This is a genomic window from Micromonospora sp. IBSANI012, assembly GCF_052814045.1.
The window spans coordinates 4,446,322-4,461,197 of the sequence record NZ_CP199933.1; the positions used below are offsets into that span (position 1 = coordinate 4,446,322).

Here is a 14,876-nt window from a genome sequence, read left to right on the forward strand (position 1 = left end):
GAAAATTGTGCGCTATGCCGCGTCGGCGTAGCAGTCGACGATGGACAGATCCAGCGGGAACCGGACCGGAGTGTCTCCGAACAGCAGCGCCGACGCCCGCTCGCCGGACCGGCCGACCGCCGCGGCGACCGCCTCGGCCTGCTCGGCCGGGCAGTGCACCATCACCTCGTCGTGCTGAAAGAACACCAGCTCGGCGGCGGTGCCGGCCAGCTCGCCGCGGAGCGTGGCGAGCAGCGTCGAGGCCCACTCGGCGGCGGTGGCCTGGATGACGAAGTTGCGGGTGAACCGCCCCCGGGACCGGGCCGCCCGGGCGCGCGGGGACTGCGGGTCGGCGCCGGCGTCCGGGTCGACGGCCGCGTCGTCGCCGTCGACGAACCCCGCCGTGCCGGGCGGGCAGGTGCGCCCGAGCCAGGAGCGGACCAGGCCGCCCGCCTCGCCGGTGCGGGCCGCCGCCTCCACGTAGCCGAACGCGGTCGGGTAGCTGCGCTTGAGCACCGCCAGCGCGGGCACGGCCGACCCGCCGGTCTGGCCGTACATCGCGCCGAGCAGGGCCACCTTGGCCCGGGCCCGGTCACCGGCGAAGGAGTCCTGGGCCAGGGCCGCGTAGAGGTCGCCCGCCCCGCCGGCCGCGGCGAGCCGGGCGTCGCCGGAGACCGCCGCGAGCACCCGGGGCTCCAGCTGGCCGGCGTCGGCGACCACCAACCGCCAGCCCGGATCGGCCACCACCGCCCGCCGGATCACCTTGGGGATCTGCAACGCGCCACCACCCCGGGTGGCCCACCGGCCGGAGACCACCCCGCCGGGGACGTACTCCGGCTGGAAGCGGCCGTCCCGGACCCAGGCGTCCCGCCAGGCCCGGCCGTGCGCCGTCCAGATCCGGTAGAGCTCCTTGTATTCCAGGACCAGCGGCACCGCCGGATGGTCGACGCCGCGCAGCACCCAGGCCCGGGTGTTGGGCAGCTCCACCCCGGCCCGGGCGAAGGCCCGCAGCAGCTCCGCCGGGGAGTCCGCGTGCACCTGACGTACGCCGAAGGCGTCGGCGATCCGGGCGGCCAGCTCGGCGAGCCGGCGGGGCGGCCCGCCGACCGGGGACGCCTCGCCGAGCAGCTCGTCGAGGATCGCGTCGTGCACGTCGACGCGCCAGGGCAGGCCGGCGGCGCCCATCTCCACCGCGATCAGCGCGCCGGCCGACTCGGCGGCGACCAGCAGCCGGAACCGGCCCGGGTGCTGCGTGGCCGCGATCCGGGCGAGCTGGTCGGCGTACACCTCGACCAGGGCGTCGATGCCCGGGCCCGGCGGCCCGGGGACGGCGTCGAAGAGTGCGCCCTGGCCGTGCCCGGGCGGCGCGGGCGCCCGGGGCGGCGGGTCGGGCGGCACGGCGGCCCCGGTGAGCCGGGCGTGCGCGGCGGCGAGCGAGCGCGGCTCGCCCCAGCGGCCGGCGTGGCCGAGCAGCAGGGCCTCGGTCAGCTCGACGTCGTGGCAGCGCTCCACCCGCACCCCGGCGCGCAGCAGCGCCGGATAGAGCGCGACACCCGAGGCCCAGACCCAGCGCGGGTGCTCGGCGGCCTCCCGGGCGGCGATCGCGGCGGCGAGGTCGGCGACGGCGCCGGCCGCGCCGGCGGGACGCCCATGGGCGTCGAGGGGCTGGAGGACTCCCCCGCCCCGCTCGTCCGCCACCACCGCCACCAGCACGGATGCGATTCTGCCTCGCCCGTGTGACACCGACCGATCCGCACGCCCGCACCGCTGCCCCCGGCCCTCGGCGAGCCCCGCCCCCGGCCGGCCGGAGAGGGCCGGCGATGCTGGCCGGGAAGCCGACGGACGGGTCAGTGGATCATCGGCGCAGTCGGTAGCGTGGGCGGGTGCCCCCGCAGATTCCTCATTCCGAGCCTGGCACTCCGGACACCAGGGGGCCGTTGCGCTACATGTGGTGGCTGGTCCGCTGCCAGCCCTGGCGGGTGCTGCGCGGCAGCCTGCTCGGCACGGCCTGGATGATCGGGCTGTCGGTGCAGCCCTGGCTGGTCGCCCGCGCGGTCGACGACGGGTTGCGCGCCCACGACAACCGCGCCCTGTGGCTCTGGGTCGCGGCGATCGTCGTCGCGGGGGTGGGCCTGTCCTACCTGGGCATCATGCGGCACCGCACGATGACCTTCATCCGGGAGGACGCCAAGGCCCGCTCGGCCGCCGTCGTGCTGCGACAGCTGTCCCGGATCGGCGCGGTGCTGCCGCGCCGGGTCGCCGCGGGCGAGGTGGCCACCGTCGGCGGCTCCGACATCGACTGGACGGCGCAGGTGCTGACGCTGACCGGCCCGGGGGTGGGCGCGGTCGTCGCCTACGCGGTCATCGCCGTGGTGCTCTGGTCGATCTCCCCCTTCCTCGCCCTCTGCGTGCTGGTGGGCGTGCCGGCGGTCGGGCTGGTGGTCGGGCCCATGCTGCGCCGCCTCGACCGCGCGGAGTCGGTCTACCGGCAGCAGCAGGGCGCCCTCACCGCCCGCTCCGGCGACATCGTCGCCGGGCTGCGCGTCCTCGCCGGGGTCGGCGGCCGGGACCTGTTCGCCCGCCGGTACGCCGCCCGCTCCCGGGACCTGCTCGCCGAGGGCTACCGGGTCGGCGCCGTCAGCAGCTGGATCGACGCGGCCACGGCCGCCATCCCCGGGCTGTTCCTCACCGCGGTGGTGTGGCTGGCGGCCCGGATGGTGGTCACCGGCGAGATCAGCATCGGCGAGCTGGTCGCCGTCTACGGATACGTGGCGACCCTCGTCGTACCGGTCTGGTTCCTGCTGGAGGGCAGCCACGAACTCATCCGCGGCCGGGTTGCCGCCCGCCGGATCGTCGCCCTGCTCGACCTGGTCCCGGACGACGTCGGCGGTCCCCGGACCCCGCCCGGTGAGCGGGGTCGGGTGCCGGCGGCCCGCCGGCGTGAGGCGGTGCCCGCGCCCGGTGGTCCCGCCGACCTGCACGATCCGGTGACCGGGCTGACCGTGCGCGCCGGCCGGCTGACCGGGGTCGCCGCGGACGACCCGGCCGAGGCGCTGGCGCTCGCCGACCGGCTCGGCCGGTACGTCGCCTCCGACGTCAGCTGGGGTGGCGTGCCGCTGACCGGGATCGGGCTGGACGAGGTCCGCGCCCGGATCCTGGTCGCCGACCACGACTCGTACCTGTTCGCCGGGGCGCTGCGCGACGTCCTGCGCCCCCGACCGGGCGAGGACGACCGGGGCGGGCCGGGGACCGACGACGAGCGGGTGGTGGCGGCGCTGCGCGTCGCGTCCGCCGAGGACGTCGCCGAGGCGCTGCCGGACGGGCTCGACACCCCGCTCGACGCCCGGGCCCGTACGCTCTCCGGCGGCCAGCGCCAACGGGTGCGCCTGGCCCGGGCGCTGCTCGCCGAGCCGGAGGTGCTCATCCTCGTCGACCCGACGTCCGCCGTGGACGCGCACACCGAGGCGCGGATCGCCGAGCGGCTGCGGGCCGCGCGGGCCGGGCGGACCACCCTCGTGCTGGCCACGTCGCCGCTGCTGCTCGGCCGGGCCGACACGGTCGCCCACCTGCAGGGGGGCCGGATCGTCGGCACCGGCGGCCACGCCGACCTGCTCGACCGGGATCCCGGCTACCGGCGGCTGGTGGCCCGGGACAGCGCCGACCCGGACGTCGACCGGCCCACCGACGCCGAGGGAGCCCTCCGGTGAGCCGACTGCCGGTGGCCGACCGCGGCGCCGTCCGCCGGGCGCTGCGCGACCTGATCGGCCGGCACCGGCGCGCCGTCGTGGGCGTGCTGGCGCTGCACAGCGCCGCCGCGGTCGCCGGGCTCGCCCCGCCGTGGCTGCTGGGCCGCATCGTCGACCGGGTCACCGGAGGTGCCGGGGTGGCCACCGTCGACCGGCTGGCGCTGGCCATCGGCGGGGCGGTCCTGGTGCAGGCGGTGCTCTCCCGGTACGCCCAGTACGCGGGCCACCGCTTCGGGGAGCGGGCCGTGGCGGAGCTGCGCGAGGACTTCGTCCACCGCACGCTCGAGCTGCCCGTCTCCGTCGTCGAGCGGGCCGGCTCCGGGGAACTGGCCACCCGCAGCTCGGTCGACGTGTCCACCGTCGGCACCACCGTCCGCGACGTGGTGCCCACCATGGTGATCGCCTCGGTGCAGCTGGCGCTGCTGTTCGGGGCGGTCTTCCTGCTGCACCCGCTGCTCGGCCTGGCGGCGCTGGCCGGGCTGCCGTCGATCGGCGCGGCGCTCCGCTGGTACCTGCGGCGGGCCAGCCCCGCCTACCTGGCCGAGGGCGCGGCCGCCGCCGCGCTGACCGAGACGCTGACCAGCACCGCCGAGGGCGCCCGGACCATCGAGGCGTTCCGGCTCGCCGACGAGCGGATCGGCCGCGGCACCGCACGGATCGCCCGACTGTGGGCCGCGCGGCGGGCGACGCTCGGGCTGCGGACGGTCTTCTTCAGCGTGGTGGAGGCCAGCTATCCGCTGCCGGTCGCCGCGGCGCTGCTCGTCGGCGGGTACCTGCTCGCCCGGGGGGACGTCTCGCTGGGTGCGGTGATCGCCGCCGCGCTCTACCTGCAACAGGCCGTCGAACCGCTGGACCGGCTCCTGCTCTGGACGGAGCAGGCGCAGCGGGGCTTCGCCTCGTTCGCCCGGGTGCTCGGTGTCGGCCTGGTGCCGCCGGAGGCGCCCGGCAGCGCGCGCACCCCCCGCGACGAGCGACTCGTCGTCCGCGGGGCCCGCTTCTCCTACGCCGCCGGCCACGACGTGCTGCACGGCATCGACCTGGAGGTCCGGCCCGGCGAGCGGCTGGCCGTCGTCGGCCCGTCGGGGGCCGGGAAGTCCACCCTGGCCCGGCTGCTGGCCGGGATCGACGCGCCCCGGCAGGGCGTGGTCAGCATCGGCGGCTGCCCGGTCACCGACCTCGACCCGGCCGAGCGCCGCCGCCGGATCGCCCTGGTGACCCAGGAACACCACGTCTTCATCGGCTCGGTACGCGACAACCTCGCCTTCGCCGCGCCGGACGCCACCGACGAGCAGATGCGCTCCGCGCTGCGCAGCGTCGGCGCCGACTGGTACGCCGCGCTCCCCGACGGCCTGGACACCGCGCTCGGCGACGGGGCCCGGCAACTCGGCGCGGCCGAGGCCCAGCAGCTCGCCCTCGCGCGGCTGGTGCTCGCCGACCCGCACACGCTGATCCTCGACGAGGCGACCGCCGCCCTCGATCCGACCACCGCCCGGCGTACCGAGCGGGCCCTCGCGGCCGTGCTCACCGGGCGCACCGTCATCGCGATCGCGCATCGGCTCAACACCGCGCACGACGCCGACCGGGTCGCCGTGCTGTCCGACGGCCGGATCACCGAGATCGGCAGCCACCACGACCTGGTCCGCGCCGACGGCGCCTACGCCGCGCTCTGGCGCTCCTGGCACCCCTGACCGCTCACCCCGGCACCAGGCCCCCTTTTTCACGGAAAGAGTGGCTATCCGCGGCGGGATAGCCACTCTTTCCGTGAAAGTGCGTCGAGACCGGAGGTGGGGGGTTACTTGCTGACGCCGGCGGTGAGGCCGGACTGGACCTGGCGCTGGAAGACGATGTAGACGATGAGCACCGGCAGCATCGCCATGGTGACGCCGGCGAACAGGCCGGACCAGTCGGACTTGTAGCCCTGGTTGACCGAGAGCTCGATGAGCCCCTGGGCGATCACCTGGTGCTTCGGCTCGCCGGCGACCGATTGCATGAGCAGGGTCGGCAGGTACCACTGGTTCCACTGGCCGAGGACGTTGAAGATGCCGATGCTGATCAGGCCCGGCTTGGCCATCGGCAGCATGACGCTGAAGAAGGTCCGGGTGTGCGAGGCCCCGTCGACCTGGGCCGCCTCGGCGATCGAGTTAGGCAGCGTCCGGAAGAACGAATGCATGAAGAAGACGGTGAACGACAGCGACCAGGCCACATAGACCAGGATCAGCGTAAGGTGCTTGTTCGGGCCGAGCAGCGGGAACACCACGTTCATGTTGTAGACGCCCTTGAACAGTGGCACCGCGGCGAGGTAGATCGGCAGGGTCAGCCCGGACAGAAACATCCAGTAGATCAGCCGGTTGCCCCGGAACTCGTAGCGGGCCAGCGCGTACGCCGCCATCGAGCCCAGCAGCATCGTCAGGGTCACGCTGAAGACGAGCACCAGCAGCGTGTTCAGGAAGAAGCTGTCGATCCCGGCCGTCCAGGCCCGGGCGAAGTTGTCCCACTGCAGCGACTTGGGGAACAGCGACAGCGGCTCGCGGATCACCTCGGAGTCGGTCTTGAGTGCGGACATCACCACCCAGAGCAGCGGGTAGATCACCATGATCGCCCAGACCGCGAGGAACAGGTGCGAGAAGCCGTTGAATATCCGGCCGCCGACGCTCTTGGCGGCGGCTTCCGCCCGTCGGCTCGCTGCCGGACCGGCCGGCGGCACCGCATCGGGTCGCGGCTGGCCGGAGGTGTGGGTCACCGTGCTCATCGTCCAGGCCTCCTCAGAACTCGATCCGCTCACGGCGGGTAATCCTCAGCTGGAGGGCGGCCAGCAGGATGGTGAAGATGGCCAGCGCCACGGCGATCGCGCAGGCATAGCCGAACTGGCCCTTCTGGAACGCGTTGAACTGGATCACCGAAGCGAAGATCTCGCTGGCGTGGTTCGGGCCGCCCTGGCTCGGCGTCATGACGAAGACCAGGGCGTACATGTCCAGGGCGATGAAGCCCAGGTAGACCCAGGCGACCGAGATGGTGTCCCGGAGCAGGGGCAGGGTGACCCGGAAGAAGGTGTGGAAGCGGCCGGCGCCGTCGAGGAGGGCCGCCTCGTAGATGTCCTTCGGGATCGACTGCATCGCCGCGGAGAAGAGCACCATGTAGAAGCCGGCACCGCTCCAGACCGCGATGAGCAGCAGCCACCAGAGCACCGCGGGGATGCCGAGGAACGGCTCCGGGTCGGCGGTGAAGGCGATCGGGTTCTGCGGGTCGACCAGGCCGACCTTGGTCAGCAGGCCGTTGATCAGGCCCTGCTGGTCGGACCGGTAGATCTGCTGCCACATGACGGCGATGACCACCAGCGACAGCACCTGCGGGAAGAAGAAGATGACTTTGTAGACGGCGGAGCCGAACACCCCGCGGATGCCGGCCCTGTCCTCGCGTCCGCCCACGTTGAGCAGGAACGCGAGGAACAGGGCCAGCGCGATGGTGAACAGCGGCACGGTGACCAGGAAGAAGACGTTGTGCCAGAACGCCTTCCGGATCAGCTCGTCGGAGAGCAGCCGGACGTAGTTGTCCAGCCCGACGAAGCGCTGCGAATCCGAATACCCACCCCAGTCGGTCAGCGAGTATCCCGCCGCCTGCGCGAACGGCCACACCACGTAGAACAGGTACAGCGCGACGGGCAGGGCCAGGAAGCCCGTGACGAAACGCGCGACTCCGTGCCGCATTGGACTCAACTCTCTCCGTGGGATCAGGCGGTGCGGGTCTGCTTCTTGATCGACGAGTCCTTGGCGACCTTGTCGGCGGCCGCCTGCATCTTGTCAACGAACTGCTGCGCGGTGAGTCGGCCGGCCATGAGCTCCTCGGAGAGGTTCTGGCTCTCCTTGTCCAGGTCGGCGTAGAAGTCCTGGAACTTGACCGAGATCAGCTCGCTGCCACCGTTCTTCATCAGCGTGTTGGCGCTGGAGAGCGCGGTGTCCTGCACGTTGTCGCCGGAGCCCTTGGTGGAGGCCAGCGACTTGGTCAGCTCGGCGAACTTGGCGGAGCCGGCCTTCGACAGCATCGCCCGCAGGAACTCCTTGGCGGCCTCCTTGTTCGGGGCCTTGCTCGGCACGACGAAGCCCTCGCCCGACGCGGCGAACACGTCCTTCGGCGCCTTGTCGTCGGCGTTGTGCCAGTAGTCCGACAGGGTCATCTCGAAGCCCGGCGGGATGGTGGCGGACATCTCGTTCTTCAGCCAGGTGCCGACCTGGATGAACGCCGCCTTGCCGTCGAGCCAGGCCTGCTGCGACTGGGTGTGGTCGAGCTTGCCCGGCAGGAGCAGCCGGTCCTTGACCAGCTTCTCCCACGGCTCCAGCGCCTTGAGCACGCCGTCGGCCTTCCAGGCGTTCTCCTTCAGGTTGTCGATGTCGATGACGACCTGCTTGCCGGCGGTCTTCCAGATGCTGGCCATGAGCGCCCAGCGCGGGTAGTAGCCGTGCACGGCGTCGTGCACGTACGGTGCCATGCCCTTGGCCTTGATCTTCGGGGCCAGGGCGAAGAACTCTTCCCAGGTGGTCGGCGCCTGCCAACCCTCCTTCTTGAACAGCGCTGCGTTGTACCAGTTGCCCCACACCGTGTACGCCACGTTCACGACGTAGAATTTGCCGTTCTGGGTGCCGTCGCCGACCGTGCCCGGCAGGAGCGAGTCCGCCACGGTGCCCTCGCTGTCCCAGGCGGGTGCGGTGAGCAGGTCGTCGAGCGGCTCGATGGCACCCTCGTTGATCAGCGTGCTGCGGTCCATCATGTCGGCGCCCGAGTTCATGACCAGGTCACTCGGCTGCGTCGCCATCTTCGGCTGCTCTTCGGTCTTGATCTTCTGGGTGGAAGACATGTTGACCGTGATGTTCGGGTGCTTGGCGTTGAAGAGGACCTTGTCCTCCTTGGCCCACTGGTCGCCGAGGCCGCCGTTGAAGACGACCACCTTGACGGCACTGCCGTCCTTCACGCCGAACGGGTTGTCCTTGCTCTTCGCCGTGCCGCCGTTGTCGGACTTCTCCGGCTCGCTGCCGGCGCAGGCGCTGAGCAGGCCGGCGGCCGGGGTGACCAGAAGGCCCGCCGCGGCGGCCCGCCGCAGCAGGGTCCGGCGGCTGAGGTCGCCGGGGTTTTCGGGGGTAATCGACATCGTCGTCTCTCCTTGTGTGTCGGGTCAGGCGGTTCGCCGGAGACGCCCGGCGTACCGCGACTCGAGGGCGAGGTTGTGCTCGTCCCCGCCGGGGACGTTGGCGGAGAGGTAGATAGGGGGTACCTCTCCGGCCTGGTGGAACCGTCGTACGACCTCCGCGGTCAACAGCTGCGCCAACAGCGCAGTGGTGACCGAGGAGACCGCACAGACCGCGCCGCCGCCCTCGAGCGGCAGCAGTGCGTCGCCGTACGGCGCGCCGTTGTCCAGCACGACGTCGGCGAGATCGGCGAGCCGGTGGCCGGACGGGTGGCGCGGGGCCACCCGTGCGGTGTGGGCGACCGAGGTGACCGCGATCAGGGGGTGGCCGCCCGACTTGACCAGCAGCGCCAGCTCGACGACCGAGCCGTTGATGCCGGACTGGGAGGCGACCACGAAGACGTCGGCCGGATGCGGGTCCGCGAGGGCGTACAGCTGGTGGGCGACGGCCGGGTCGCGCTCCAGCTTCGGGTCGGCGAGCAGGTCGCGGGGCGCGTCGCCGTGCAGCACCAGGTCGTGCAGGGAGAGCCGGTTGGTGGGGACCAGCCCGCCGGCCCGGGCGACGAGCTCGGCGGCGAACGCCTCGGAGTGCCCGGCGCCGAAGGCCTGGAGCACCCCGCCGGCCCGCAGGCTGGCCACGATCAGGTCGGCGGCCCGTCCGATCGCCTCGGTCTGCGAGTCGACCACCCGGTCGAGCACCGGGCGGACCGCCTCGGCGTACCCCTGTGCGCTGATCATGAGGCGGCCCCCTTCGCGGCCTTGTGCCCGTCGACGGCCTGGGCGGTACGCCGGAAGGCCGCGTGGGCGCGGTCGTGGGTGCGCTGCGCCACGGCGATGTAGAGCAGGTCGAGCACGACGAGCTGCGGGTGCCGGGCCGAGAGCGCGTCCGGCCGGAAGGTGGTGGCCTGGCTGGCGGTGACCAGCACGATGTCGGCCAGCTCGGCCAGCGGCGAGCGCGGGAAGCCGGTCAGCGCCACGGTGGTCGCGCCCCGGCTGCCGGCCTCGGCGAGCATCTCGATGGTCTCCCGGGTCTGCCCGGTGTGCGAGATGCCGAGCGCGACGTCGCCGACGCCGAGCAGCGCCGCGCTGGCCAGCCCCTCGTGCACGTCGCTCCAGGCCCAGGCGGCCACGCCGATGCGGTGCAGGCTGAACTGCATCTCCTCGCCGACCAGGGCGCTGCCGCTGGCGCCGAAGATGTTCACCCGGGACGCCCCGGCGATGGCCACCGCGGCGCGTTCCACCTCGGCGAGGTCGAGCAGCGTGGCGGTGTCGTGCATGGCGCGGGTGTCGGCGGCCATGATCTGGTCGAGCACCCGCTCCAGGGGGTCGCTGGGCTGGATCTCGCGTCCGATGTCGACGGTCCACCCGGCCGACCGGGCCCGTCCGGTCTCGGAGGCGATGCCGAGCCGCAGGTCGGCGTAGCCGTCGAAGCCCATGGCGCGGCAGAACCGGGTGATGGTGGCCGGCGAGGTGCCGCTGCGCTCGGCCAGCTCGACGATCGTGGCCCGGGCGGCCGCCTCCGGGTCGCTGAGCACGTGCTCGGCGACCCGGCGCAACGCCCCCGTCAGCTCTCCGGCGCCGGCCCGGACTCGGGCCAGCACCCCGTCGGCGCCCCGCCGGTCGACCGTGTCGGCGTCGACCACCGCGGTCCCCGCGGAAGTGTCCACCTCATGATCCACCATCGGAGCGCCTTTCGGAAAAGAGTGTTAACTGTTAGTGGTAAAAGTTCTTACTGAAGGCCCCTCCGTGTCAAGAGTGTGGGCGAAGTTTTCAAACTGTTACCTGGCGCACACCGGCCGCGCCGACGCCGATCTTGCCTTGCCGGCCCGGATCGGACCAGCATGAAACCCGCCCGTACCGCCGCACCGGGAGGCCCGTGAGCATGTCCGACACCGTCGTGGTCGGTCTCGACGTCGGAGGTACGTCCACCCGCGCGACCGCGCTGACCCTGGCCGGCGAACGCCTGGGCACCGGCCGGAGCGGCGGCGGCAACCCGACCAGCCACGGCGCCGACCGCGCCGCCGCCGAACTGCTGACCGCGCTGCGCGGCGCGCTCACCGGGGTCGATCCGACCCGGGTACGCGCCGGCACGATCGGCCTCGCCGGCGCCGCCCGCCTGCTGGCCGACCCGGCGGGGCGGGCCGCCTTCGACCGGGTCTGGGCCGAGGCCGGCCTGCGCTGCCCGTACGCGGTGCACGGCGACGCCCTCGTCGCGTACGCCTCGGGCACCGCCGCCCCGGACGGCACCGTGCTGATCGCCGGCACCGGCGCGATCGCCGCCCAGGTACGCGACCTGCGACTGGACCGGGTCGCCGACGGTCACGGCTGGCTGCTGGGCGACGCCGGCTCCGGCTTCTGGCTGGGCCGCGAGGCGGTCCGCCGGCTGCTGGCGACCCTGGACAGCGCCGGGGCGCCCGGCCCGCTGGGCCGCCGGCTGCTCACCGAACTGCTCGGCACCGCCGAGGTGGCGGAGCGTCCCCGCAACACCGTCGACGCGCTCATCCAGGCGGTGACCCGGCGGCCCCCGGTCGAGCTGGCCCGGCTCGCGCCGCTGGTGGTGGCCGCCGCCGTCGAGGGCGAGCCGGAGGCGGTCGCGCTGATCGAACGGGCCGCCGCGCACCTGGTCGACAGCGCCGGGCGGATCCGGCCGGACGGCGCGGGCACCCCGATCGTGCTCGGCGGTGGGCTGCTCACCGGGGACATCCCGCTGGCGGCGGCGGTCCGCGCCGAGGCGCACCGGCGCTGGCCGGACGCCCCGGTGTGCCCAGCCGGCGACGGGGCGGCCGGGGCGGCCTGGCTCGCCGCCCGGGAACTGCCCGAGGTGACCGATCCCGTCGCCCTGCACGCCCTGCTGGTCCCCGCCACCGACTGACCCCGCCCACCTCGGATCGGCGCGGGCCGGAGCGATGCCCGTCAGTCGGCGGCCAGGATCTCCTCCAGCCGGCGCCAGACGTGCGAGCGCCAGCCGCCGCCGAGCAGGGCGGCCGTGCGCTGCTGGACCGGGTCGTCGGGATCGAAGCCGCTGTGCTCCAGGAAGAGCCGGGTGCCGCGCCCCTCCGGGGCGAGGGTCCAGCTCACCTCGGTGTCGAGTTGCCCGCCGCGCCAGGCCCAGCGCAGCCGGCGCGGCGGGTCCACCTCCAGCACCTCGCAGTGCACCACGCCGTCGAAGCCCTGGGCCGGCCGCGGCTCGGTACGGAAGGTGAACCGGTGCCCGACGACCGGCACGACGTCGTTCGGCATCAGCCAGCGGGCGAGCAGGTCGGGCTCGGTGAGCACCCGCCACACCTTCGCCGGCGGGTGCGGCAGGAACTGGTCGACCCGGATCGTCGTGGTGGGCTCAGTCATCGGGCATCCCGTCGAGGACGTCCCGCAGCTCGGCCAGCTTCGCCCGCCAGAACCGCTCGTACGGGGTGAGCCAGTCGGCCACCTCGCGCAGCGGTTCCGGGCGCAACGCGTAGAGCCGCTGCCGGCCGACGGGTCGCTCGGTCACCAGGCCGGCGTCCTTGAGCACCCGCAGGTGCTCCGACAGGCTGGGCCGGCGCATGTCGAAGTGCGTGGCGAGCCGCTGCACCGGCTGCTCGCCACGCTCGCGCAGCAGCCGGAGCACCTCGCGGCGGGTGGGGTTGGCCAGCGCCGCGAAGACGTCGGCCTCAGACACGGGTGGACTGGAGCACGATGCCGTTGCCGTCCGGGTCGTGGAAGGTGGCGTAGCGCCCCCACGGGGCGACCTGGATGCCGTCCTCGGCGAAGACGACGCCCCGGTCGCGCAGGGCGGCCACGTCGCCGTCGAGGTCGTCGGTCTCCAGCACCAGGCCCTTGAGCGAGCCGGGCGGCATGGTCGGGAACCAGGTGACCAGGGTGAGGGCGGTGGCGGCGCCCTTCGGGGCCACCTGCACCCAGCGCCCACCCGGGCCCATCGGGTTGTCCCAGACCAGGTCGAAGCCGAGGACGTCGACGTAGAAGTCACGGGCCCGGTCCTGGTCGCTGACGGGCACGGAGAGCAGCTGCACATGGGTCACGGTCATGCGCCCACCATAGGTAGGAGTTTTCCTACCGGTCAAGCCGGGGATCGGGAGGGGGCGGCGGCGACCGCGCCGCGCACCCCCCGCCGAGGGTGGCCGCTCATGATGATCGGGATCGGACAGGCGTCACTTGAGCTGACCGGCGGTCAGACCGGACTGGACCTGCCGCTGGAAGGCGACGTAGACGGCGAGCACGGGCAGCACCGCGATGGTGAGGCCGGCGAAGAGCCGAGCGTAGTCACCGGCGTAACCCTGGCTGACCGAGAGCGCGAAGAGCCCCTGGGCGAGCACCCACTTCGACTCGTCGCCCTGCATCAGCACCTGCGGCAGCAGGAACTGGTTCCAGTGGCTGAGGAAGTTGAAGATCGCCACGCTGATCAGTCCCGGACGTGCCATCGGCAGCATCACCCGGAAGAAGAGCCGGAAGTGACCGCAGCCGTCGACCAGCGCCGCCTCCGCCACCGAGGTCGGCAGGGTGCGGAAGAAGGCGGTCATGAAGAAGACCGTGAACGGCAACGAGTACGCCGCGTACACCAGGATCAGGCCGGTCCAGGTGCCGAAGAGCCCGGCGTTGCGGACCACGAAGAAGAGCGGCACCAGGGCGAGGAAGACCGGGAACATCAGGCCGCCGACGAAGAGGTAGTAGACGAACTGCCGGCCCCGGAACTCGTACCGGGCGAAGACGTACGCGGCGGTGGCGCCCATCAGCATGGTCAGGCTGACCGAGCCGGCCACCACCACCAGGCTGTTGAGGAAGTACCGGCCGATGTGCGCGCCGGTCCAGGCCCGGGCCCAGTTGTCGAAGCGCAGCGTCTCGGGCAGCCCCCACGGGTCGGCGAGGATCTCGCCGTTGCTCTTGAACGAGCTGACGAACATCCACAGCAGCGGCAGCACCGTCAGCGCGGTCCAGACCAGCAGGAAGCCGTGCGAGAAGACGTTGGCGACGCCGAGTTCGCGGCGGACCGGGCGGTCGGCCGAGCGCGCGGTCGTCGCGGCGACCGGGGCGGCCTCGTCCAGGGTGGTCACGAGTACTCGATTCGGTCACGTCGGCCGGCGCGCAGGGACAGCACCGCCACCGACAGGGTCAGGAAGAACATCACCACGCCGATCGCCGAGGCGTAGCCGAACTTGGTCTCGCTGCCGAACGCGGTGTCGTACATCCGCACACCGATCACGTCGGTGGAGAAGTTGGGGCCGCCGTTGGTCATCAGCTGCACCAGGATGAACCCGTCGAGGGCGAAGATGGCCAGGTAGACCCAGGCGACCTGGACGGTGTCCCAGAGCAGCGGCAGGGTGACCCGGCGCAGGGTGGTCAGCCGGGACGCCCCGTCGAGCATCACCGCCTCGTAGATCTCCTTCGGCACGGCCGACATCGCGGCGCCGAAGAGCACCACGTAGAAGCCGACGTTGCTCCAGACCATCACGGCCAGCACGCACCAGAAGGCGGTCCGCGGGTCGCCGAGCCAGGTGGGCGATCCGAGCCCCACCGCGTGCAGCGCGCTGGTGAGCAGGCCCTTGTTGGGGTGGTAGACCTCCTTCCAGAGCAGCGCGATGATCACCACCGAGAGCACCTGGGGGAAGAAGTAGACGGTGCGGTAGAGCGCGCTGCCGCGTACCCCGCTCACCCCGGCCCGGCCCTTGCGCCCGCCCATGTTGAGCATGGTGGCGAAGAAGAGCCCGAGGACGATCGTCAGCACCGGCACCAGGGCCAGCAGGATCGCGTTGTTCTTCAGCGCGTTCCAGACGTAGTCGTCGTGCCAGAGCGTCCGGAAGTTGGCCAGCCCGACGGAGTTGGCGTCGGCGGAGTAGCCGAGCCAGTCGGTGGTGGAGATCTGGAACGCCTGCAGGTACGGCGATACGACGAAGATGACGTAGAGCAGCACCGGCGGCATCAGGAAGGTGACGATCAGCGGGTACTTGCCATGTTTCACGGTGGGCCCCAACTCCCGGCGG

At 72.8% G+C, this 14,876-nt stretch carries 14 protein-coding genes; 3 read left to right on the top strand and 11 right to left on the bottom strand.

Annotated elements, in window-relative coordinates; translation table 11 throughout:
• Positions 1–12: 12 nt before the first annotated feature.
• On the bottom strand, positions 13–1,722 hold the full coding sequence (locus ACTWM8_RS20480; protein ID WP_446210461.1) for a bifunctional 3'-5' exonuclease/DNA polymerase: 1,710 nt from the start codon (positions 1,720–1,722) through the stop codon (positions 13–15).
• A gap of 203 nt (positions 1,723–1,925) precedes the next feature.
• Between ACTWM8_RS20480 and ACTWM8_RS20485 the strand changes: the two genes are divergently transcribed.
• Positions 1,926–3,686, top strand: a complete 1,761-nt coding sequence (locus tag ACTWM8_RS20485) for an ABC transporter ATP-binding protein (RefSeq protein WP_446214611.1) — start codon at positions 1,926–1,928, stop codon at positions 3,684–3,686.
• Positions 3,683–5,413 carry an ABC transporter ATP-binding protein gene (locus tag ACTWM8_RS20490; RefSeq protein ID WP_446210462.1) on the top strand — a complete coding sequence of 577 codons (1,731 nt, stop codon included), beginning with the start codon at positions 3,683–3,685 and terminating at the stop codon, positions 5,411–5,413. The genes ACTWM8_RS20485 and ACTWM8_RS20490 overlap by 4 nt, the downstream gene beginning before the upstream one ends.
• Before the next feature lie 104 nt (positions 5,414–5,517).
• Here ACTWM8_RS20490 and ACTWM8_RS20495 read toward each other — a convergent pair whose 3' ends face one another.
• The 5 genes from ACTWM8_RS20495 to ACTWM8_RS20515 are packed head-to-tail and all read right to left on the bottom strand — an operon-like array spanning position 5,518 to position 10,583.
• On the bottom strand, positions 5,518–6,474 hold the full coding sequence (locus ACTWM8_RS20495) for a carbohydrate ABC transporter permease (RefSeq protein ID WP_088961348.1): 957 nt from the start codon (positions 6,472–6,474) through the stop codon (positions 5,518–5,520).
• 13 nt (positions 6,475–6,487) lie between these two features.
• The gene (locus ACTWM8_RS20500; RefSeq protein ID WP_088961347.1) at positions 6,488–7,429 is read right to left on the bottom strand and encodes a carbohydrate ABC transporter permease; all 942 of its coding nucleotides are present in this window, start codon (positions 7,427–7,429) and stop codon (positions 6,488–6,490) included.
• A gap of 23 nt (positions 7,430–7,452) precedes the next feature.
• The gene (gene ngcE, locus ACTWM8_RS20505) at positions 7,453–8,865 is read right to left on the bottom strand and encodes an N-acetylglucosamine/diacetylchitobiose ABC transporter substrate-binding protein (protein ID WP_446210463.1); all 1,413 of its coding nucleotides are present in this window, start codon (positions 8,863–8,865) and stop codon (positions 7,453–7,455) included.
• A 24-nt stretch (positions 8,866–8,889) separates the two neighbouring features.
• Complete coding sequence (locus tag ACTWM8_RS20510) at positions 8,890–9,639, bottom strand: sugar isomerase domain-containing protein (protein WP_088961345.1); 750 nt, start codon at positions 9,637–9,639, stop codon at positions 8,890–8,892.
• Positions 9,636–10,583 (bottom strand): MurR/RpiR family transcriptional regulator, encoded by a 948-nt coding sequence (locus ACTWM8_RS20515; RefSeq protein WP_346533176.1) that lies wholly within the window; start codon positions 10,581–10,583, stop codon positions 9,636–9,638. Before ACTWM8_RS20515 ends, ACTWM8_RS20510 begins: the two co-directional genes overlap by 4 nt.
• A gap of 200 nt (positions 10,584–10,783) precedes the next feature.
• Here ACTWM8_RS20515 and ACTWM8_RS20520 point away from each other — a divergent pair, with 200 nt between their 5' ends.
• Positions 10,784–11,773, top strand: coding sequence for an N-acetylglucosamine kinase (locus tag ACTWM8_RS20520; RefSeq protein ID WP_446210464.1), 990 nt, complete (start codon positions 10,784–10,786; stop codon positions 11,771–11,773).
• Between the two features lie 41 nt (positions 11,774–11,814).
• Here ACTWM8_RS20520 and ACTWM8_RS20525 read toward each other — a convergent pair whose 3' ends face one another.
• The 5 genes from ACTWM8_RS20525 to ACTWM8_RS20545 all read right to left on the bottom strand — a co-directional run bounded on the left by ACTWM8_RS20525 (position 11,815) and on the right by ACTWM8_RS20545 (position 14,854).
• A complete protein-coding gene (locus ACTWM8_RS20525) occupies positions 11,815–12,246 on the bottom strand; it encodes an SRPBCC family protein (protein ID WP_446210465.1) in 432 nt (143 codons plus the stop codon).
• Positions 12,239–12,559 carry an ArsR/SmtB family transcription factor gene (locus ACTWM8_RS20530; RefSeq protein WP_154936109.1) on the bottom strand — a complete coding sequence of 107 codons (321 nt, stop codon included), beginning with the start codon at positions 12,557–12,559 and terminating at the stop codon, positions 12,239–12,241. Before ACTWM8_RS20530 ends, ACTWM8_RS20525 begins: the two co-directional genes overlap by 8 nt.
• Positions 12,552–12,926, bottom strand: a complete 375-nt coding sequence (locus tag ACTWM8_RS20535; RefSeq protein ID WP_346533172.1) for a glyoxalase superfamily protein — start codon at positions 12,924–12,926, stop codon at positions 12,552–12,554. Before ACTWM8_RS20535 ends, ACTWM8_RS20530 begins: the two co-directional genes overlap by 8 nt.
• Positions 12,927–13,049: 123 nt before the next feature.
• Positions 13,050–13,949: a carbohydrate ABC transporter permease gene (locus ACTWM8_RS20540; protein ID WP_446210466.1), complete on the bottom strand. Its 900-nt coding sequence runs from the start codon at positions 13,947–13,949 to the stop codon at positions 13,050–13,052.
• Positions 13,946–14,854 carry a carbohydrate ABC transporter permease gene (locus ACTWM8_RS20545; RefSeq protein WP_446210467.1) on the bottom strand — a complete coding sequence of 303 codons (909 nt, stop codon included), beginning with the start codon at positions 14,852–14,854 and terminating at the stop codon, positions 13,946–13,948. The genes ACTWM8_RS20540 and ACTWM8_RS20545 overlap by 4 nt, the downstream gene beginning before the upstream one ends.
• Positions 14,855–14,876 lie beyond the last annotated feature (22 nt).